The sequence below is a fragment of the Bradyrhizobium valentinum genome (assembly GCF_001440405.1).
Taxonomy (GTDB): domain Bacteria; phylum Pseudomonadota; class Alphaproteobacteria; order Rhizobiales; family Xanthobacteraceae; genus Bradyrhizobium; species Bradyrhizobium valentinum.
In genome coordinates, this window is sequence record NZ_LLXX01000067.1 from 57,643 (window position 1) to 76,638 (window position 18,996).

Here is an 18,996-nt window from a genome sequence, read left to right on the forward strand (position 1 = left end):
ACGGATTTTTGCGTGCTGCTATCCAACGAGGGCTTAGAACTGGACCATGACCGCGGTCTATATGGGATAGCGCAAGACAGCGGCCAGTGACTTACCTCCCGGGATGTCGGCTTTGCGAACACCTAGAACGCGGCCACCTGCATGGATAACCCGCCGCGCGATTTCGTCGACCACGCCGTAGCTGCGCGCGCTCGGCCTGTCAGCAAACGTCGTGCTGCCATCCACCTCGGACACCGTTCCGGGAACGACCTCATCAATGTCGACCAGCAGAGTTTCAACGGCCCCATAGGTGGCCGCGCGAGCCGCCTGGGCGATATCGGTGGTCGCGCGCCCCTGGTTCTCGCGGGCCTCGAAGTGGCTGGCGAAGGCCGCGATCTCGTCACGATAGAGATCATCAAGCACTGAGCGGGCACGCGCCGCAAGTTCAGCGTCGGTGAGCGCATCAGGACTGCCGTCGATCCCTGTCGGTGCCAGATGCGCATAGGTATTCACAGATCGATAGATCGATGCGAAGGGCTGAAGCGCGGCCAGCACCAGCGGGATATCGATGCCGGCAAGCAGTGTGCGCAGTGAACTGTCCACCTGTCGTGCGAACTGGCGCAATCTCACCTTCTGGCCTTCGGCGCCCTGGATGCGACCGCTCGGAGATCGATCGTTCAGGGTCGAGCGGCGCACTGCGCTGGCAGCCCCCTTCGGCATGCCTTCGACCTTGACAAGTGTCGCAGGCAAATCAGCGGGGACCTCGATCACGCGGACCATCGCTTCCGACAGCGCCAGCACATAACAGGTGTGGGGAAACGTGACAGCGCGCAGCAGCGGCTTCAAAAAGAAGCGATCAGACACCTCAACGACGGGCTCCAGCGTGTTGGGAAGACGAAAAGTCCGTATATTGTCGGGCGTGGCCAGCACAGCGAGGCTGCGCGCCTGGAATCGCCAGAACTCGTCATCGTCGGTAAGGTCGTCCAGATGTTCGGCCAATGCAGCAACGCGGCGCTTGTCGGTGCCCGCGGCTTCGAGCTGATGGATGCCCTGCTTTGCCAGATTCTTCAGCTCGATCCGATCTCCTGCGGTCTCCAGCGTCAGTGGCGAGGTTCGCAGATAGATCGACAGGCAGATGTCATCGCGGTGGGAGATCAGTGATTTCAGATCGACGGTAGTCGGAATGTCGACGTAGAGCATGACAAATCTCCATCTCGAGCAGCTTATGGATCTTCACACCGTCCATTCAGATCAAGATAGTCGAAATCCATAGTTGAGGAGTATCTCAGGGCGCGACCAATTTCTTGCGGATGGCATAGCGGACCAACTCTGCCGTCGACGACATGCCGAGCTTGCGCATTGCCGAAGCACGATGGGTTTCGACGGTCTTCACACTCAGCTTCAGTATTGCGCTGATGGACCTGTTGGTGTGCCCTTCCGCAATCAACTGAACCACGCTCTGCTCGCGCGACGTGAGCAGCATGTCCGATTTATTCTGCTTGTTGATCTGGTAGTCGTGGAGCAGCTTCTCCAGCAGGACGCTGGTGAAGTAGGGCCTGCCGTCGAGCAAGGCTTCGATCGCAGAAATAAGGTGCTTCCGGGCATCCGACTTGAACAGGAAGCCACGGACGCCCGCCAGAATGGCTTCCGTCAGCAGTTCCTCGCTTTCGTGCATCGTCAGGATCAACACTTCAGTGCGGAGATGGAGCGCCCTGAGGCGGCGACTGACCTCCAATCCGTTCATGATAGGCATGGAGTAGTCGGCGATCACAATGTCTGGCCGGGTTTCCAGGGTCAACGCGACGGCCTGCTCGCCATTGGTCGCTTCCCCGGTTACGATCCAGTTGGAGCGCGCTTCAACGATCGCGCGAAGCCCGGAACGCACGACTTCATGATCATCCGCAATCACGATGCGTTTCACGGCGTCGTTCCCGTATGCCGGCACCGAACCTTCAAGCGATCGGCTGAGGTGACCGGCAGCAAAGTCGGACCATCATACTGATCGCGGCTGGAAGGGTTATCCCACAAAACCCCGAGATCTCCCGGCGAATGTACTGACGTGACCGCAGCCCGCTCAGGTCATCGTCATGCCTCGACCAGCCTCGCCCGAACCGCGTATCGGACCAGCCCCGCGGTTGAATTCACGTCCAGCTTGCGCATCGCGGCCGCCCGGTGCGCCTCGGTCGTCTTGACGCTGAGGTCCAAGATGGCACTGATGCCCTTGTTGCTGTATCCCTCCGCAACCAGCTTGACGACAACCTGCTCTCGCGGCGTGAGCCCCTGGTTCCTGTCCATATCGGCACGCGATCCGACATCCAATTCATTCACGCAGCTTCTGGTGCAGAACGGCTTGTGGACCAGAAGCGAGTCGACGGCCGCCAATAGCAACTTGTTCGCATCCGACTTCACCAGGAACGCACGGGCGCCGGCCTGGAATGCCTGTTGCGCGAGCAGACCGGAGTTGTGCACCGTGAAGATCAGCACCTCCGTCTGCAGCGGATGATCCCTGATCCGCCGCGCAACCTCCACCCCCGTCATTCGCGGCATCGAGAAATCGACGATGGCCACGTGGGGCCGGCATTCAATCGCCGCGGCAACTGCCTTGCTACCGTCGTCTGCCTCAGCGACGACCTCCCAATCGACTCGTTGTTGCAGCACCGCTCGCAGCCCCGATCGCACCGCTTCGTGATCGTCAGCGATAAGAATTCGCTTCATGGCAGAACACTCCTGGTCGTTTTGCACGGTGCCAGCTCGAAAGGCGCCAGAAACGGCGACTTCCGCCTGCCACCGGCGGTTCGTGTTTTGGCTCTATTGAGTGCCTGTGTAAGCCGTAGTGACTGAGGTGGCCTTTCGTCGGTTGCGCCTGTTGGTAGCAAAATCATGCGGAAACACCGCGCACAACACGGTGCCTGAGCGCCGCATCGCCGGACCGGAGCGGATCTCGAGCGTGCCTCCGATCTGCTGCAGCCTCGCTCGCATTGCGGGAATGCCAACGCCAGGCGATATTGCCCTGGTGCCGGGTCGCGACGTGGCAACCGGCATGCCGCGACCATCGTCGCTGATCGTCAGCCGGACGTGGCCGTCAGCTATCTCAAGGACGATCTCCACCTCTGTCGCCTTTGCATGACGGAAGACATTCGTCAGGGCTTCCTGGATGACCCGCAACAGCGAGCGCTGTTTCTCGTAAGGCAACCGATCCGCGTCGGACGCGATCCTGGTACTGACCTGCAGCGACGTGCGTGCTGCGAACCCCTCGGCATAGTGCTCGATCGTGGCTTTCAGTCCGTCGATCGTCAGGTCTTGGGGGTAAAGCAGATAGGCAAATGCCCGGATCTCCCTGAGCGCTTCATCGATCGATGCATCGATTTCGTCGCAAAGGCGCTCGGCGCCGACGGGGTCGCCCAAGCTGGCCCGGATCCGCATAAGGCCCAGGCTGGCTGCGATCAAATTCTGACAGGTCGAATCGTGGAGATCCGATGCGATTCTTTGCTGGATCTCCTCCTGAATGGAAACCAGTCTGACATTCATCCGCGCGTCGACGATCCCTTCAGCGGCGCCCTTAAGGGAGCCTTCGCTCAGGATACGATGACTGCCGATCAGGCGGACCACGCTGCCGGTTGCGGCATCGCAGATCGGAGCGACGGTTGTCTCGATCGTTCGCCGAGGACCGCCAAGCGCGAGGCAATGGCGAATTCTGACCTCTGCTCCCTCGGCAAGACAGGCGCGGAGAGCTTCGCAAACGGACCTGGCGTCTTCCCTGCTCAAACAGGCAGAGACGTCCATCTCCCGGATTTCCTCCGACGAGATGCCGAGAAGAGATTCAAACGCCGGGTTTATGCCCTCGTACGCAAATCGCCCCCGGTGCGAAGGGCGTACTGCAAAGAGAAGATCGGCTGCAAACATCCAATATAGCCGGTCGCTCGTTTCTTCCGGACCAATTCGCAGCCATTCTCTGACGCCGGCTCGATTCCACTCGCATGCTGGAGAGCTATGCAACTTCACGAAACGCACTCACTCTTCTCAAGCAACTCCCAATATTGAATCCTATATCGTGAGCCGCTTTTCCCGTCCCGCCCGCGTGGCATCCCAGAACACGCGCCCTGCGGGTGGGTTGATTATACACCCGTTAGGACGGTCACACCATCAGGTAGTATTCCCGCAAGAGCTAAATCTCCTATCCGTGAGGACGAAATCCGGAAATGCACGAATGTGCTGCCAGGAACCATCGTTCCGGGAAGCTCAAATGTCATGCAACAGACACTAAAAGTGCTTCAAACGGGATTTTCGAACGGGCGCCCGCCCAATCCAAGGCAGGCGCGCCGGACTGGATCGACCACCATCGTGAAGGCCTTCCAGGCCGTCGAATACGCGAGCGGATTGCCGAGCGACCCCGTGCTGGCGCTGCCGTTTGGCGCGTCGATGCCAGCGGCCTCGGTGTTGCAGTGGGAGCGACATCCGGCGCGCTCGGCGGCGCACTCTCCGATTTCGGCATCGACGATTCTTTCATGAAAGAGCTCTCAGCAAGCCTCCAGACTGGCAACGCCGCCTTGTTTCTCCTGATCAAGCACATGACGGCGGACAAGGTGCTCAAGGAGATCAAGGACGCCGGAGGGATCGTGCTCAAGACGTCCCTAGATGAGACCAAGGAAAAAGCCCTGCGCGATGCGCTCGCCAGCGCGGCGGAGCGACCGGCGGCCTGAATGGCCGCCTTTCGCCTCTCAGCGTCGACTGCCGGCGAGGCGCAGCATCATCATGAACAGGTTGATGAAGTTGAGGTAGAGCGAAAGTGCGGCAATCACGGACTTGCGGCCTGCGGAAGTTTCGTCATCCCTGCCGTCGTACATCGCCTTGATCCGCTGCGTGTCGTAGGCCGTGAGCCCGGCAAAGACGCCGACGCCCACGATCGAGATCAGCCAGTCGAGCCCGGTCGAGCGCAGGAACAGGTTGACCAAGCTTGCGATGATGATGCCGATCAGACCCATGAACAGGAAAGTGCCGATCCCGGACAGGTCGCGCCTGGTGGTGTATCCAAAGATGCTGAGCGCGCCGAACGTTGCGGCTGCGATGAAGAATACGCGAGTGATCGAGGCGCTGGTATAGATGTGGAACAAGATTGAAAGCGACACGCCGACCAGCGCTGCATAAACGAAGAACAGCAGCCGCGCTGTTGTCACTGACAGCGTGTTGATGCGCGCGCTGATGAAGAACACCAGCGCAAGCGGGGCCAGAATGAAGATCCACATCAGCGGATTCTGCAGCAATTCAGGACCGGTAAGCTGATAGGTGAGCCACGCAACGACGGCGGTCAGGCCGACGCCTGCAGCCATGTGGTTGTAGATGCGCATCATGTAGGCGCGCAGTCCGGCGTCCAGCGCGATCGCGCCGCCGCCGGCCGCGCCAGAGGTCGTCAGGTTCTGATCAAAGTTTGACATCGCTCACGCCTCCTCTCGAGCCCGCAGCATGATGCCAAGCTATTCCTCGGCCTTCGCGCGGGATATCGGACAATCACCCGAGTTCCGTAGGTAGAACTACCTGTTCCGCCGCGATTTCCGCACGCATTAGGCCATTCGTGGCACCCGTCCTGGCGCCTTTCCAAAGCGTAACCTGCAACAGCCGCCCCCTTCTCATCCTTTTGGCGGAGGCCCCTTACACGTTTGTCACTGGAAGCTGGCAGCGCTCCGACTTAATCCCGCCGGCATGCGCTACTTCTTTCATATCGTCGACAAATACGGTCTCTCTCCAGACGGGATCGGATGCGAGCTCGCCGATCAGAACGCGGCCATTTTGCACGCCAAGCGCATTGCGGCCGAACTGGCGAAGGCCGGCGAATTCTTTCGTTTCAGCGTCGTGTTTGTAGCTCCGATTGCTGTTCCCGGAGCATCATCCAATCGGCATCAAAGCGCGGCCGGCCCCGTCGCGACGACCTGAACGCGGCCCCGCGGGATGCAGACCAGCCAATTTCCTACCTTTGCTTTCTACAGAGAATCCCTGATGTGCGGACGGTAAAGGCGCCTCTAAGGTCTTTGCCCAGGGTTGGCCGACATCCCGCGATTCCACCGCCTGTCGTGCCCGCCTCATCTTCGATTGGAAGGCCATCTTCCGTCATGGCTCCTTCGTCAAACGCCGATCAGAAACTCTCCCGCACCGCGCTCTGGCATTCGGAGCCATCTCGATTTGAGTCTTTGTCCCTGATCGCATGGAGGCGATTATGAACATCCGAAGCGTATGCGGCGCTCTGATCCTTGGCGGATTGGTAGCTGGGGCTGCTTCTTCAACCCTGTCTCTGGCGCAATCGAAGGACAAGGGCGTGTCCGCGCCAAAGGATGCCGGCGCAGCCGCGCCCAAAAGCACAACGGAGAGCCCTACGAAGAGCGCGACGCCCAATACAAACACGAACCCGACAAAGCATCGCTACTGGCGTCATCGCGGCGGCAAGCATCCGCATTTTGGCAGTCGTCGTGTTCGGACCCAGATTCATACACCACAGTAGATCGTTTCAACCCTGCGGTTGGCCGTTCGATGAGCGATACGAGGACAGGACAGAAGCGCGAGATCATGCCGCGCGATGATTCCGCCGATCAGCCCACCGCCGGGCGGCGCAGCATTCTCGCAACGGGACTTGCTCTGCTCGCCACATGCGTCGCCCTTTTCCTGGTGTGGCAGACGGTATCGAGTCTCCTCATTGTCTTCGCAGGTGTATTGTTCGCGGCATTTCTGGATGCCGCCGCGAGGGCTCTGGCTCCGGTCCTCCTTCTCAATCGCGCGTGGCGGCTGACGCTGGTGCTTCTGCTGCTCTCAGCTCTGTCAGGATTTGGGCTGGCCTGGGGCGTGCGCAAACTGCCGGAGCAGACGCGTCTGCTGCTGAAGGTGATGGACACTCAGGTCGACGTCCTTCAGGAGCATCTGATGTCGTACGGCGTCGACCTGCTCGGTCCGGAATGGGGCCGGGATTTTGCGCAGTGGCTGTTCTCCGATCAGGGCCGGTTTCTCAGCCACGCCCAAATCTTGCTTGGCGGAGCCTCGAGCCTTCTCGCCGGCGCGCTTGTGATCCTGTTCCTCGGAATCCTCTTTGCCTTCGATCCCACCAGCCATCGCGAGAGCCTGGTGATGCTGGTGAAGCAACCATACCGCGCCCGAACACGCGCGATCATGGATGAAATGGGCAACGTGTTGCGGCTGTGGCTGGTCGGACAGTGGATCCGGATCATTCTCATGACGCTGTGCGTGTGGGTCGCGCTCTACCTCATCGGGCTACCGGGTCCTTTCGTGCTTGGGTTACAGGCGGGTCTCTCTAATTTGATCCCCTATCTCGGGCCGATCCTTGCCGCGATTCCGATCGCGCTCGTGGCGATGCCGCTCGGCCCCTCCCTGCTGATTTGGGCCATTGTCGTCTACACGATCATTCAGTCTATCGAAGGCTATGTGATCGGCCCGCTGATCCAGCGTCAGGCGGTCGAGACCCCTCCCGCCTGGACATTGGTTGCAATCGTGCTGCTGGGCGCGCTGTTCGGCGTCATGGGCATCGCCATGGCCATGCCACTGGTCGCGATCGGCCGCGTCGCAATCATCAGATTCTACGTCGAGGACTACCTCGGCGACGACCTCAAGCCAACAACAGCCGACAAATCGTGAGTGAGTGCCATGAGCGAGATCGATGCGCAGCGGAACGAGGACTCGGAGCCTCCCCCGTTTCAATCCGGGATGGCTCATTTCCTGTGGCAGCAGCTCCCTTATATCGTGGCGCTGGTGCTCGCCATCGCAGGTGTCGCCTATACCAACGTCTCCCACCAGCCCCTCGTCGGCTACTGGGAATTCCTGGCACTTGCCATCGGGGTCGTCTGCGTCGTCACCAAATGGCCGGAGACTCAAGGTAGGGAGGCTCAGCTCCGATTGATCTGGACCCAGGCGCTGCATTGGATTGCCGTCCTGGTCACGATGAACATTATGCTGGTATCGGGCGTCCAGCAATTGCTTCCGACGCCAGCAACCGGCCTGGTCCTGCTGACGTTACTTGCACTCGGCACGTTCCTCGCGGGCGTCAGCCTTCTGTCGCTGCAAATCTCTTTCCTCGGCCTTGCGATGGGCGTGGCGGTCCCGGCGATATCCTGGCTGAAGCAGTCCGTCTTCTTCTTCCTGCTGGGCGCGGTGCTGCTCATCGGCCTCGGCATCACATTCTGGGTTCGCCAGGACCGACGGCCGGCGGATGCGTCCGCCGCCACGAACAACCAAATGGAGGCTTGAACGCGAATGATACGGTTCCTTGGATCCATCGGCGCATTCGCCTTGCTCTGCGCCGCCGCCTCTCCTGCCTGTGCCGATACGTTTAGGGTCGGCCGACTACTGTGTTTCAGCACGCCGCGCGTTGGACTGGTCCTCGGATCCGCACAGTCACTGCGCTGTGTGTTCTACGCGAGAAGGCCACCTCGGCAGTACATCTATGAGGGACGGATTAGGAGGGTTGGTCTTGACCTTGGCGTGACCGGAGCCGGCACCTTGTCCTGGGCCGTCCTGGCCAAGAATTCGCGGATTGGACCGGGCACCCTGCGCGGCAGCTATGTGGGCGCGAGCGGCAACGTCGCCTTGGGCCCCGGCCTTGGCGCCAACGTTCTGATTGGCGGTTCTCGCCGCAGCGTCGTCCTGCAACCGCTGTCGATCGAGCGATCGATCGGGATCAATCTCGCGGCGGGGGTGACTAACTTGACATTAGGTCCGCGAGGCCGGCGATAGGACCGGCATCCGCGATCCGGCCGACCGGGGCAGCATTTCCGTTCGGACGATAGGAACATTCCGCCCCGTTGCTCAGGGTTTCGTCGGATGTCGGCGTTGCGGGTTCGAAGGTACGCTTCTAGGCGTGCCAAATCGAACAATCGTCGCCAGGAAGATGGCATGACCGCCTATGACAGCAGAACCGGCATCGAAACTCTGGGTCCTCCCCCACTGTGGGTCTGCGCTCTGCTTGGCATCGTACTGATCGCCGCTGGCATCGTCGCTCTCAGCGACGTCGTGTTCGCGACCATCATCAGCGTCAAGCTGATCGGGTTGACGGCGATCGCTGCCGGCGCCTTCGAGATCGGCCACGCCTTCTGGACCAAGGGATGGGGCGGTTTCCTATGGCAGATCGTGCTCGGTGCGCTGTATGTGGCATTAGGGCTTGTACTGCTCACCCAGCCGGCTTCCGGCGCTCTGATCTTGACCTATCTGCTTGGCGCGTTCCTGCTCGCATCGGGTGTCATTCGATGCGTCTTGAGTTTCGCCTACTGGGAACGGAACGGATGGATGATGCTGATTTCCGGAATCTTCGGGGCGCTCGCCGGCGCGCTCATCCTGTTCGGATTCCCGACCATCAGCCTTTGGGCACTTGGATTTCTGCTTGGCGTCGACTTGATCTCGCACGGCCGGGCGTGGCTGCTCTACGCGCTTCAGTCCGCGCGGAGTGGCCGCGTAACAAAAAGAGGAGAACACGATGAACGCTCCGACCCGCCGCGCTTTTCTTGGCCTCGCACAGAATGCCGTTGCCGCCGCGGCTATCGGCGCCATCGGTGTGCGCTTCATCGCGGTCGCAGAAGCCATGCCGGCTTCGCGCGATCTGGGACAAGCCGGCGAACCACCGAACCTCGTCACCCCTACGCAGTGGGGACCTGGCCCCCGGCCGCCCGGACCCCGGCCCGGGCCCGGCTGGGGTCGACCGCGACCGCGTCCGCGCAGGCGCCGCTGGGTCTGCTGGTGGCATCGCGGTCGTCGTCATTGCGGATGGCGATGGCGCTAGCAGCATCTATCCCAATTCATCAGCGGTGACGGCCGATATGACGACTGTGCAAACCTTCTTCATTGGGGTCGATCTGATCTCGCACAGCTGGCGTGATTGCTCTACGCGCTTCAGTCCGTACGGAGAGCCGCGTAACAAGAGGAGAACACAATGAGCGCTCCCACCCGCCGCGCTTTTCTTGGCCTTGCTCGGAATGCCGTTGCCGCCGGAGCGATCGGCGCCATCGGGGTTCGTTTCATTGAGGTTGCGGAGGCGATGCCGATTGCTCCCAATCTTGGCCAAGCCGGCAAACCGTCTGACCTCCTGACTCAAGCGCAGTGGTGGGGACCGACGCGTGCTCCGGGTTGGGGGCCCGCTCCCGGTTGGGGACCTGCCCCGGGCTGGGGTCGACCGCCACCGCGCACGCGCCGCTGGGTTTGCTGGTGGGATCGCGGTCGCCGCCGATGCGGATGGCAATGGGGATCAGCTCCCGCGCCCGGCTGGGGATCCGCTCCCGGTTGGGGAGCCACTCCCGGATGGGGACCTCCCGCCCCAGGCTGGGGTCGCCCGCCGCCGCGTAGACGCCGCCGCTGGGTTTGCTGGTGGCATCGCGGTCGTCGTCAGTGCGGATGGCGGTGGTACTAAGGAGGCTTCTCGCAGCCCAGGCGATCCATCTGCGGCAGGTTTGTCACGAAGACCCTGCGAGCCCTTGGTGATGGAGGGAAACGTTGCGCAACACGAACCAATGGCTCCTTGCGGCCGTGCTGGCAGCTCTTCTCGTTGCGGCGACCTGGTACTGCGTGTCGGTATGGAGAGCGGCCCCATCAATGCCGCTCTACGACAGCATCATATTCGGAGCGGCCGCAATCCTGACGCTGGTGTCCGGCTGCGGCCTGATCGCGTTGATCTTCCTTGGCCGTCGCAAAGGCTATGACGAGCCCGCGCACAGCAAGCGGACAGCAGCGCGGCCCTGGTGAAGCACTGCCCCGCGCAGTTCTCAGCCTGGGGCAAGGAGCGGACAATGGACCTTGCTGACGTCTCGATCAGGCTGCTGGCGGCAGGTCTCCTGACGATCATTGCCGGCGGGACGGCCCGGGCACAACCTGTCGCGGCCGGGCCGCCGGCGGTCGGCGTCGTGGAAGCGGCTAGGCGACCGATCACCGAGACCAGCGAATTCCTTGGGCGGATCGAGGCGATCAATCGGGTCAACGTCGTCGCTCGCGTCACCGCGTTCCTGGAACAGCGCCTGTTCATCGAGGGCGCCGAGATCAAGAAAGGCGATGAGCTTTATCGGCTCGAGCGCGATCCTTTCGAAGCCGATCTCGCATCAAAAGAGGCGCAGGTGGCGCAGCTCCAGGCAACACTCGAGAACGCCAGGCTGACGACCGAGCGCGCGCGCACCCTGCTCGGGGGACCGGCCGGTCAACAATCCACCTATGACGCGGCAATCGCGAACCAACGCAGCCTGGAAGCCCAGGTGCAGGCCGCGCAGGCCCAGGTCCAGGGGTCCCGGATCAATCTCGACTACACGCTGATCAGCGCGCCGATCGACGGCAAGATCGGCCGCACAGCGGTGACGGAAGGCAACGTCGTCGGTCCGAGCTCGGGCGTGCTGACCACCATCGTCAGCCAGGACCCGATGTATGTCACCTTCCCCGTGCCGCTACGCCAGGGACTGGAGCTGCGGGAACGCTACGGGCCGCAAGGCGGCCTGGAGGCCGTGGTCATCAGGCTGCGGCTGCCCGACGGCCGCATGTACGGACAATCCGGCAAGTTGAACTTCGTCGACAACACCATTGCGCAAAACACCGACACGATCACCGTACGCGGCGAGATCGGCAATCCGATCCTGCGGGCTCCTTCGGCGGCGGGCGTCGCGGTTCACGAGCTGACCGATGGCGAATTCGTCACGGTAGTGCTGGAAGGCGTCCACCCGGTCGAGGTGCTGGCGATCCCCCGCTCCGCGGTGCTCTCCGATCAGCAGGGCGACTACGTTCTCACTGTCGGCGCCGACAACAAGGCCGAACAGCGCCGTATTCAACTCGGGCAATCGACTCCCACTATCGCCGCCGTCATCAGCGGTCTTGCCGTCGGCGACAACGTGATCGTCGAGGGGCTGCAGCGGGCTCGTCCCGGTCAGGCCGTTTCGCCGGGGCCGGCAAGTCCGCAGATCCTGTCGAGCATGAAGGCCGCAGCAAGCGACGCGGCACCGCAAACGGATCACGGCGCCTCCGGCAAGACGCGCCCGGCGGACAACAAGCCATGATGTCCGCCGTCTTCATTGATCGCCCACGGCTTTCGATGGTGATCGCTTTCATCATCACCATCACCGGTGCGCTGGCGCTGATGCAGATCCCGGTTGCACAATTTCCGGACATCGTGCCGCCGCAGGTGACGGTCGCCGGCACCTTCCCCGGCGCTTCCGCCGAGGTCGTCGAGAGCAGCGTCGCCCAGCCGTTGGAAGCGCAGGTGATCGGCGTCGACCGCGCGCTTTACATGAAATCGACCAGCGCCAATGACGGCAGCTATACGCTCACGGTTTCATTCGCGCTTGGCACCAACCCCGACATCAACACCGTCAACGTCAACAACCGCGTGCAAAGGGCGCTGTCGCAATTGCCCACGGAGGTGCAACAGCAGGGTGTGACGGTGCAGAAGAGATCCTCGTCGATCCTGCAATTCCTGGTGCTCTACAGTGCGGACGGTCAGCAGGACCCGCTCTTCATCACCAACTACGCCATCATCAACGTGCTCGACGCGCTTGCGAGTACACCGGGGGTTGGCCAGGCGAATCTGTTCGCCAAGATGAATTACTCGATGCGGATCTGGTTCGATACGCAGCGGCTCACCAGCCTCAATCTCACGCCGGCCGATGTCATCGCCGCAATCCGAACGCAAAGCGTTCAGGCACCGGTCGGCCGCATCGGCGCGCGGCCGATCAGCGAGGACCAGCAGTTTCAATTCAATGTGCAGACCCTGGGCAGGCTCGCCACCGTCGAGCAATTCGCCAATATCGTGCTGCGCGCCAATGCGGACGGTTCGACGCTCCTTGTCAAGGACGTCGCCCGCGTCGAGATGGGCGCGCAAAGCCTCGACAGCGAAGCGCGGATCGACGGGCGCGCCGCCGTACCGGTCGCGATCTATCTCGCGCCTGACGCCAATGCGGTGACCACTGCACAGGCCGTACAGGCCACCATGCAGCGGCTGTCCAAGCGATTCCCCGCAGGGCTCAGCTACCTTGTGCAATACGACTCCACGAGCTTTGTGAAGGACACGATCGCGGAAGTGTTGCGCACGCTGGGCGAGGCCTTCATCCTGGTCGTGATCGTGGTGTACCTCTTCCTCGGCAATCTCCGCGCGACGGTGATTCCGGCCGTGGCTGTTCCGGTGAGCCTGATCGGCACCTTCGCCGTCCTGCTGATGCTCGGCTATTCAGCCAACACGGTCTCGCTCCTCGCAATGGTGCTCGCCATCGGCGTCGTAGTGGATGACGCCATTGTCGTCGTGGAGAACGTCGAGCGCATCATGGACGAAGAGCCGGATCTTTCCCCCGCCGAGGCCAGCAAGAAGGCCATGACGCAGATCACCGCGCCGATCATCGCGATCACGCTGGTGCTGCTCTCCGTGTTCGTTCCGATCGCGTTTATTCCCGGCGTTTCCGGCACGCTGTTTCGCCAGTTTGCGGTGACGATCAGTGCTGCCACGCTGATCTCGGCGTTAAATGCGTTGACGCTGTCGCCTGCATTGTGCGCGCTGTTCCTGCGTCACACCGGGCCTCGGCGCGGCATCATGGGCCTCGTCCTTGGCGGCATCGACTGGCTGCGCGATCGCTACAGTGGCGGCGTCCGCCGGCTGGTGCGCATGGCCGGACTATCGCTGCTGTTCGTCGCGGTATTCGCCGCCGGTATCTTCGGCATGTCACTGGTGACACCAACGGGGTTCCTGCCGGAGGAAGACCAGGGCGCCTTCTTCACGTCGGTGCAACTGCCAGACGGCGCGTCGGTGGCGCGGACCAGCGAAGTCACCCGGCAGATCGAGGATATCCTGAAGCAGATGCCGGCGGTCGATCACGTGCTCGCGGTGATCGGCTTTTCCTTGCTCGATGGTGCTTCCCAGCCAAACAGTGCGCTGGTGGTCACGCGCCTAAAACCGTTTGCCGATCGCAAGACGGCGGCAGAGTCGGCCCAGGCGCTGATCGGACGCACCTTTGCGGCCGGTGCGCAGATCCGACAGGCCAATGTACTGCCGTTCAACCTGCCGCCGATCATCGGGCTCTCCACCGGCGGCGGATTCGAATACCAGCTCCTGGCATTGGAAGGACAGAGCCCGGCCGAGATCTCCAGCGTCACAGGCGCGTTGATCGGCGCCGCCAACGCCGATCCGCGGCTTGCACGCGTCTTCTCGACCTTCACCGCGACCAATCCGTCCCTGTATCTGGATATTGATCGCCGCAAGGCGCAGGCGCTCGGCGTCACCATCAGCGACATCTTTACCGCCCTGCAGGCGACGCTTGGCGGCATCTACGTCAACAACTTCAACCTGTTCGGCCGCACCTGGCAGGTCAACGTTCAGGGTGAAGCGTTCGATCGTGCCGACATTTCGGACATCTGGCGGATCTACGTACGCAACAATACCGGCGAGATGGTGCCTTTAAGGTCGCTGGCCGGCATCAAGATCGTGACTGGGCCGCAAGTCATCACCCGGTACAACAACTATCGCTCGGTGACTGTGAACGGCAGCCCCGCGCCAGGAGTCTCCTCGGGCACAGCGATTGCGGCGATGGTGGACATCTCCAACACCGTGCTGCCTGCGGGCTACAGTTTTGAGTGGACCGGTACCGCCTATCAGGAGCAGCAGGCCGCCGGCCAAACCGGCATCGTTCTCATGCTTGCGGTCCTGTTCGCTTATCTGTTCCTGGTAGCTCTCTATGAGAGCACGATCATCCCGATCCCAGTGCTGCTCTCGGTCGTAGTCGGCGTGCTCGGATCCTATATCGGCATCAAGATCGCCGGTCTCAATCTCGATCTCTACGGCCAGATCGGACTGGCGGTGCTGATCGCGCTCGCCGCCAAGAATGGCATCCTGATCGTCGAATTCGCAAAGGAGCAACGCGAAGCGGGAGTGGCACTCAACGACGCCGCGATCCAGGGCGCACATATGCGCTTCCGCGCGGTCATGATGACCTCAGTCGCCTTCATCCTTGGTCTCTTGCCGCTCGTGATCGCAACCGGCGCCGCCGAGCTTAGCCGCAGAGCTGTCGGCACCGCCGTCTTCGCCGGCATGCTCGCCGCAAGTTCGATCGGGATCTTCATGGTGCCGATGCTCTACGTGACATTCCAGCGCTTGCGCGAGCGCGTGAAGGGGGCTTCCAAATCAACCAATCGGCAGACGCCGCCTGTCGATGAAACGGTTTAGACCATGAAAAGCAATCGAAAACGCTGGGTAATCGCCCTCCTTGTCGTGGTGCTCGGCGCCGGCGGCTACTTTGCCTGGCAAAAACTCGGGGGCGACAATCTCCCGCCCGGGTTCGCCAGCGGCAACGGCCGTATCGAGGCCGTCGAAATCGATATTGCCACCAAGACCCCCGGACGCATTCAGGAGATCCTGTTCAGGGAGGGCGATTTCGTCACGGTAGGACAGGTCCTGGCGCGCATGGACACGACGCAGCTGCACGCCCAGCTCCGTCAAGCCGAAGCGCAGTTGCGCCGTGCGATCATCAGCGTCGATACCGCCAAAAGCCTCGTCGCTCAGCGCGAAGCCGAGAGGAAATCCGCCACCGCGGTGATCGCGCAGCGCAACGCGGAATTGGATACGGCGTATCGAAAGCTGCAGCGATCCGAGCAACTGATCAGGACCAACGCCGTGCCCCAGCAGGTTCTCGACGACGACCGGGCGGCCGCCGAGGGAATGAAGGCCGCGGTTGCGGCGGCGGAGGCTCAGCGTGCGGCGGCGGAGGCCGCCATGAGCTCCGCCCGGGCGCAAGTGGTCGACGCCGAAGCATCGATCGACGCGGCAAGGGCCGCCATCGAGAGCATCAAGGCCGACATTAACGATAGCACCCTGATGGCACCGCGCGACGGGCGCGTGCAGTTCCGCGTGGCACAGCCGGGAGAAGTGCTTGCCGCCGGCGGACGCGTGCTCAACCTCGTCGACCTCGGCGAGGTCTACATGACGTTCTTCCTGCCGACGGCGCAAGCTGGTCGCGTCGCTATCGGTTCAGAGGTCCGCCTCGTGCTCGACGCTGCGCCACAACGGGTCATTCCCGCCAAGGCAACGTTTGTCGCCAGCGTTGCACAGTTCACACCCAAGGCGGTTGAGACCGAAGAGGAGCGGCAGAAACTGATGTTCCGCATCAGGGCACATATCTCACCAGAGCTGCTGCGGAGAAACATCGAACAGGTCAAGACCGGCCTGCCCGGCCGCGCCTTTATCCGCCTTGACGCGGATACCGAATGGCCGGCGCAGCTGACGGAACATCTTGTCAAATGAGCGACACGTCGAACGCAGCTCGATCTGATCCTTCCGCACCAGTGATACGTCTGGAGGCGGTCGGACTGTCCTACGGCAAGACGCGCGCGCTGGATGGCATCACGCTCGATATTCCCTCCGCGCGCATGGTCGGGCTGATCGGACCTGATGGCGTCGGCAAATCCAGCCTGCTGTCCCTGATCGCCGGAGCTCGCGCGGTTCAGGAAGGGCGCATCCACGTGCTCGGCGGAGACATGGCCGATGCCGCGCACCGGAGGCTGACGTGCCCGCAGATCGCCTACATGCCGCAAGGTCTCGGCAAGAACCTCTATCCGACGCTATCCGTCTTCGAGAATGTGGATTTCTTCGGTCGTCTGTTCGGCCACAACAGGCACGAGCGCGAACACAGGATCGACCAGCTTTTGAAAGGCACGGGGCTTGCTCCTTTCACGGATCGGCCGGCGGGCAAGCTGTCGGGCGGCATGAAGCAGAAGCTCGGCCTTTGCTGTGCGTTGATCCATGATCCCGAGCTTTTGATTCTCGACGAGCCGACCACCGGCGTCGATCCGCTCTCGCGCCGCCAGTTCTGGGAACTGATCGACGAGATCCGCAAAAGCCACCCCGGCATGAGCGTCATCGTCGCCACCGCCTACATGGAAGAGGCGGCTCGCTTCGACCGGCTGGTTGCCATGGACGAAGGCCGGGTGCTCGCCACGGGGGCGCCGGCGGACCTGCTGAGGCAGACCGGCGCTGACAACCTCGATGCCGCCTTCATCGCCCTGCTCCCGGAACAGCAGCGCCAGCAACACAGGGAGGTGGTGATTCCGCCTCGCCGAAGCGAGCGCGCCGACGATATCGCCATCGAGGCCGAGCAGCTTACGGTAAAGTTCGGCGATTTCACCGCGGTCGACAGGGTCAGCTTCCGCATTGCCCGCGGCGAGATCTTCGGCTTCCTCGGCTCGAACGGCTGCGGCAAGACCACCACCATGAAGGTGCTGACCGGATTGCTGCCGGCCAGCGCTGGCAACGCCAAGCTATTCGGCCACGAGGTGGATCCGAACGACATGGAAGTCCGCCGCCGCGTCGGCTACATGTCGCAGGCTTTCTCGCTCTACTCCGAACTGACGATCCGGCAGAACCTCGAACTGCATGCGCGGCTGTTTCGGCTCGCTCCCGACATCATCGAGGGCCGCGTCCAAGAGATGGTGCAGCGCTTCGATCTCGTTGATGTCATCGATACCTTGCCTGATGCGTTGCCGCTCGGCGTCCGCCAGCGCCTGTCGCTCGCCGTGGCAATGGTCCATGCACCTGACATCCTGATCCTCGACGAGCCGACATCCGGCGTCGATCCGGTGGCCCGCGACAATTTCTGGCAGATTTTGTCCGACCTCTCCCGCAACGACAACGTCACGGTCTTCGTCTCGACCCATTTCATGAACGAGGCCGAGCGCTGCGACCGCATCTCGCTCATGCATGCGGGCAAGGTGCTCGTCAGCGATACGCCGGCCAGGCTCGCCGAGCAGCGCGGCGGCGGCAGCCTTGAAGAGGCGTTTGTCGCCTATCTGCAGGACGCGATCGGCGCGACGGATACCAAACCGCCGGGCGTCGAGGCGGCGGTCGCCATCGAAGCTCCGTCGTCGACCGAAGGCGGCGCGGCGCATGGCCGGCTGATGCGCTCCTTCGATCTGCGGCGCATGTTCGCCTATACCCACCGTGAGACTCTGGAGCTGCGGCGCGACCCGATCCGCGCCACGCTGGCCATTCTCGGCAGCGTCATTCTGATGTTCGTGATGGGTTACGGCGTCAACATGGACGTCGAGAATCTTGCGTTCGCAGTCATGGACCGCGACGAAACGGGGATAAGTCGCGATTACATCCAGCAGGTCTCCGGATCGCGCTTTTTCACGGAATTGCCAGCGATTACCGACTATGACGATCTCGATCGCCGCATGCGCAGCGGGGAGCTCAGTCTTGCGATCGAGATTCCACCGGGGTTCGGGCGCGACGTGGCGCGCGGCCGCAACGTCCAGATCGGCGCATGGATCGACGGCGCCATGCCTTCGCGCGCGGAAACGGTGAAGGGTTATGTGCAGGCGATGCACGCACACTGGCTGACGCAGCGCGCCCGGCTGATCTACGGCAGCGCCGCGACTACAGGCGATTTTCAGCTCGAGATCCGTTATCGCTACAACCCGGATATCAAGAGCATCGTGGCCATGGCTCCCGGCGTGATCCCGATCCTGCTGTTGATGATACCGGCGATCCTGGCGACGCTGAGCGTCGTGCGCGAGAAGGAGCTGGGGTCGATCATCAATTTCTATGTAACGCCGGTGACGCGGCTGGAATTCCTGCTCGGCAAGCAGGTTCCGTATGTCGCGATCGCCATGCTCAATTTCTTCCTGTTGACGGCCTTTGCCGTGTTCATCTTCCGCGTTCCGTTCACCGGCAGCTTCCTCGCCCTTACCTCCGCGGCATTTCTCTATGTCATCATCACGACCGCGATGGGGCTCGTCATCTCGGCGTTCATGGCGAGCCAGATCGCCGCGATCTTCGCGACCGCGCTGCTTACCATGCTGCCTGCCACCCAGTACTCGGGGCTGATCGATCCGGTGTCGTCGCTTCAGGGAGCCGGCGCCTTCATCGGACGGATCTACCCAACGGCGCATTTCGTCACCATCACCCGCGGCACCTTCTCGAAGGGACTCGATTTCGGCGATCTATCGGGCCCGTTTATTGCGCTGCTCGTGACGATCCCGGTGCTGCTCGGTCTCGGAGCGGTGCTGTTGCGGAAACAGGCAAGCTAG

Annotated in this window: 16 protein-coding genes and 1 pseudogene; 12 read left to right on the forward strand and 5 right to left on the reverse strand. The window is 62.2% G+C overall.

Translation table 11 applies throughout. The annotated features are described in order from the left end of the window. Positions 1-57 precede the first annotated feature (57 nt). From CP49_RS11310 to CP49_RS11325, 4 genes are all read right to left on the reverse strand, one after another. On the reverse strand, positions 58-1,179 hold the full coding sequence (locus CP49_RS11310; RefSeq protein ID WP_057850330.1) for a baeRF11 domain-containing protein: 1,122 nt from the start codon (positions 1,177-1,179) through the stop codon (positions 58-60). Between the two features lie 85 nt (positions 1,180-1,264). Next, positions 1,265-1,900 carry a response regulator gene (locus CP49_RS11315; protein WP_057850404.1) on the reverse strand — a complete coding sequence of 212 codons (636 nt, stop codon included), beginning with the start codon at positions 1,898-1,900 and terminating at the stop codon, positions 1,265-1,267. A gap of 164 nt (positions 1,901-2,064) precedes the next feature. Next, positions 2,065-2,694 carry a response regulator gene (locus CP49_RS11320; RefSeq protein ID WP_057850331.1) on the reverse strand — a complete coding sequence of 210 codons (630 nt, stop codon included), beginning with the start codon at positions 2,692-2,694 and terminating at the stop codon, positions 2,065-2,067. A gap of 93 nt (positions 2,695-2,787) precedes the next feature. Then, positions 2,788-3,882 carry a sensor histidine kinase gene (locus CP49_RS11325; RefSeq protein ID WP_156438294.1) on the reverse strand — a complete coding sequence of 365 codons (1,095 nt, stop codon included), beginning with the start codon at positions 3,880-3,882 and terminating at the stop codon, positions 2,788-2,790. Positions 3,883-4,320: 438 nt separating this feature from the next. On the opposite strand from CP49_RS11325, the gene CP49_RS45910 reads away from it, so the two are divergent. Then, complete coding sequence (locus CP49_RS45910; RefSeq protein ID WP_197423085.1) at positions 4,321-4,488, forward strand: hypothetical protein; 168 nt, start codon at positions 4,321-4,323, stop codon at positions 4,486-4,488. Then, a pseudogene (locus CP49_RS44535) lies at positions 4,410-4,679 on the forward strand (DUF1269 domain-containing protein); the annotation flags it as partial. The gene CP49_RS45910 and the pseudogene CP49_RS44535, both read left to right, overlap by 79 nt. Positions 4,680-4,697: 18 nt before the next feature. On the opposite strand, the gene CP49_RS11335 reads toward CP49_RS44535, so the two are convergent. Next, entirely contained in the window at positions 4,698-5,411 is a 714-nt protein-coding gene (locus CP49_RS11335) for a Bax inhibitor-1/YccA family protein (RefSeq protein WP_057850332.1), read from the reverse strand. A gap of 265 nt (positions 5,412-5,676) precedes the next feature. On the opposite strand from CP49_RS11335, the gene CP49_RS49210 reads away from it, so the two are divergent. The 10 genes from CP49_RS49210 (at position 5,677) to rbbA (ending at position 18,996) form a co-directional block, all read left to right on the forward strand. Then, complete coding sequence (locus CP49_RS49210) at positions 5,677-5,907, forward strand: DUF6894 family protein (protein ID WP_057850333.1); 231 nt, start codon at positions 5,677-5,679, stop codon at positions 5,905-5,907. Between the two features lie 591 nt (positions 5,908-6,498). Beyond that, positions 6,499-7,611, forward strand: a complete 1,113-nt coding sequence (locus CP49_RS11345; RefSeq protein WP_057850334.1) for an AI-2E family transporter — start codon at positions 6,499-6,501, stop codon at positions 7,609-7,611. Between the two features lie 9 nt (positions 7,612-7,620). Beyond that, positions 7,621-8,220 (forward strand): hypothetical protein, encoded by a 600-nt coding sequence (locus tag CP49_RS11350; RefSeq protein ID WP_057850335.1) that lies wholly within the window; start codon positions 7,621-7,623, stop codon positions 8,218-8,220. 6 nt (positions 8,221-8,226) lie between these two features. Next, complete coding sequence (locus CP49_RS41950) at positions 8,227-8,706, forward strand: DUF992 domain-containing protein (protein ID WP_063791671.1); 480 nt, start codon at positions 8,227-8,229, stop codon at positions 8,704-8,706. A gap of 159 nt (positions 8,707-8,865) precedes the next feature. Further along, positions 8,866-9,774 carry an HdeD family acid-resistance protein gene (locus CP49_RS48915; protein ID WP_338060344.1) on the forward strand — a complete coding sequence of 303 codons (909 nt, stop codon included), beginning with the start codon at positions 8,866-8,868 and terminating at the stop codon, positions 9,772-9,774. 678 nt (positions 9,775-10,452) lie between these two features. Continuing rightward, positions 10,453-10,701: a hypothetical protein gene (locus tag CP49_RS11365; protein ID WP_057850337.1), complete on the forward strand. Its 249-nt coding sequence runs from the start codon at positions 10,453-10,455 to the stop codon at positions 10,699-10,701. Positions 10,702-10,745: 44 nt separating this feature from the next. Beyond that, positions 10,746-11,990, forward strand: coding sequence for an efflux RND transporter periplasmic adaptor subunit (locus CP49_RS11370; RefSeq protein ID WP_057850338.1), 1,245 nt, complete (start codon positions 10,746-10,748; stop codon positions 11,988-11,990). Then, positions 11,987-15,139: an efflux RND transporter permease subunit gene (locus CP49_RS11375; RefSeq protein ID WP_057850339.1), complete on the forward strand. Its 3,153-nt coding sequence runs from the start codon at positions 11,987-11,989 to the stop codon at positions 15,137-15,139. The genes CP49_RS11370 and CP49_RS11375 overlap by 4 nt, the downstream gene beginning before the upstream one ends. Before the next feature lie 3 nt (positions 15,140-15,142). Continuing rightward, positions 15,143-16,213, forward strand: a complete 1,071-nt coding sequence (locus tag CP49_RS11380; protein WP_057850340.1) for an HlyD family secretion protein — start codon at positions 15,143-15,145, stop codon at positions 16,211-16,213. Next, complete coding sequence (gene rbbA, locus CP49_RS11385) at positions 16,210-18,996, forward strand: ribosome-associated ATPase/putative transporter RbbA (RefSeq protein WP_057850341.1); 2,787 nt, start codon at positions 16,210-16,212, stop codon at positions 18,994-18,996. The genes CP49_RS11380 and rbbA overlap by 4 nt, the downstream gene beginning before the upstream one ends.

Bases quoted from the DNA above. Each gene is read 5' to 3' on its own strand.
- CP49_RS48915 (WP_338060344.1), top strand. From the start codon at position 8,866: ATGACCGCCTATGACAGCAGAACCGGCATCGAAACTCTGGGTCCTCCC.
- CP49_RS11310 (WP_057850330.1), bottom strand. From the start codon at position 1,179: ATGCTCTACGTCGACATTCCGACTACCGTCGATCTGAAATCACTGATC.
- CP49_RS11325 (WP_156438294.1), bottom strand. From the start codon at position 3,882: ATGTTTGCAGCCGATCTTCTCTTTGCAGTACGCCCTTCGCACCGGGGG.
- rbbA (WP_057850341.1), top strand. From the start codon at position 16,210: ATGAGCGACACGTCGAACGCAGCTCGATCTGATCCTTCCGCACCAGTG.
- CP49_RS11375 (WP_057850339.1), top strand. From the start codon at position 11,987: ATGATGTCCGCCGTCTTCATTGATCGCCCACGGCTTTCGATGGTGATC.
- CP49_RS11335 (WP_057850332.1), bottom strand. From the start codon at position 5,411: ATGTCAAACTTTGATCAGAACCTGACGACCTCTGGCGCGGCCGGCGGC.
- CP49_RS11350 (WP_057850335.1), top strand. From the start codon at position 7,621: ATGAGCGAGATCGATGCGCAGCGGAACGAGGACTCGGAGCCTCCCCCG.
- CP49_RS49210 (WP_057850333.1), top strand. From the start codon at position 5,677: ATGCGCTACTTCTTTCATATCGTCGACAAATACGGTCTCTCTCCAGAC.
- CP49_RS11320 (WP_057850331.1), bottom strand. From the start codon at position 2,694: ATGAAGCGAATTCTTATCGCTGACGATCACGAAGCGGTGCGATCGGGG.
- CP49_RS11370 (WP_057850338.1), top strand. From the start codon at position 10,746: ATGGACCTTGCTGACGTCTCGATCAGGCTGCTGGCGGCAGGTCTCCTG.
- CP49_RS11345 (WP_057850334.1), top strand. From the start codon at position 6,499: ATGAGCGATACGAGGACAGGACAGAAGCGCGAGATCATGCCGCGCGAT.
- CP49_RS41950 (WP_063791671.1), top strand. From the start codon at position 8,227: ATGATACGGTTCCTTGGATCCATCGGCGCATTCGCCTTGCTCTGCGCC.
- CP49_RS11380 (WP_057850340.1), top strand. From the start codon at position 15,143: ATGAAAAGCAATCGAAAACGCTGGGTAATCGCCCTCCTTGTCGTGGTG.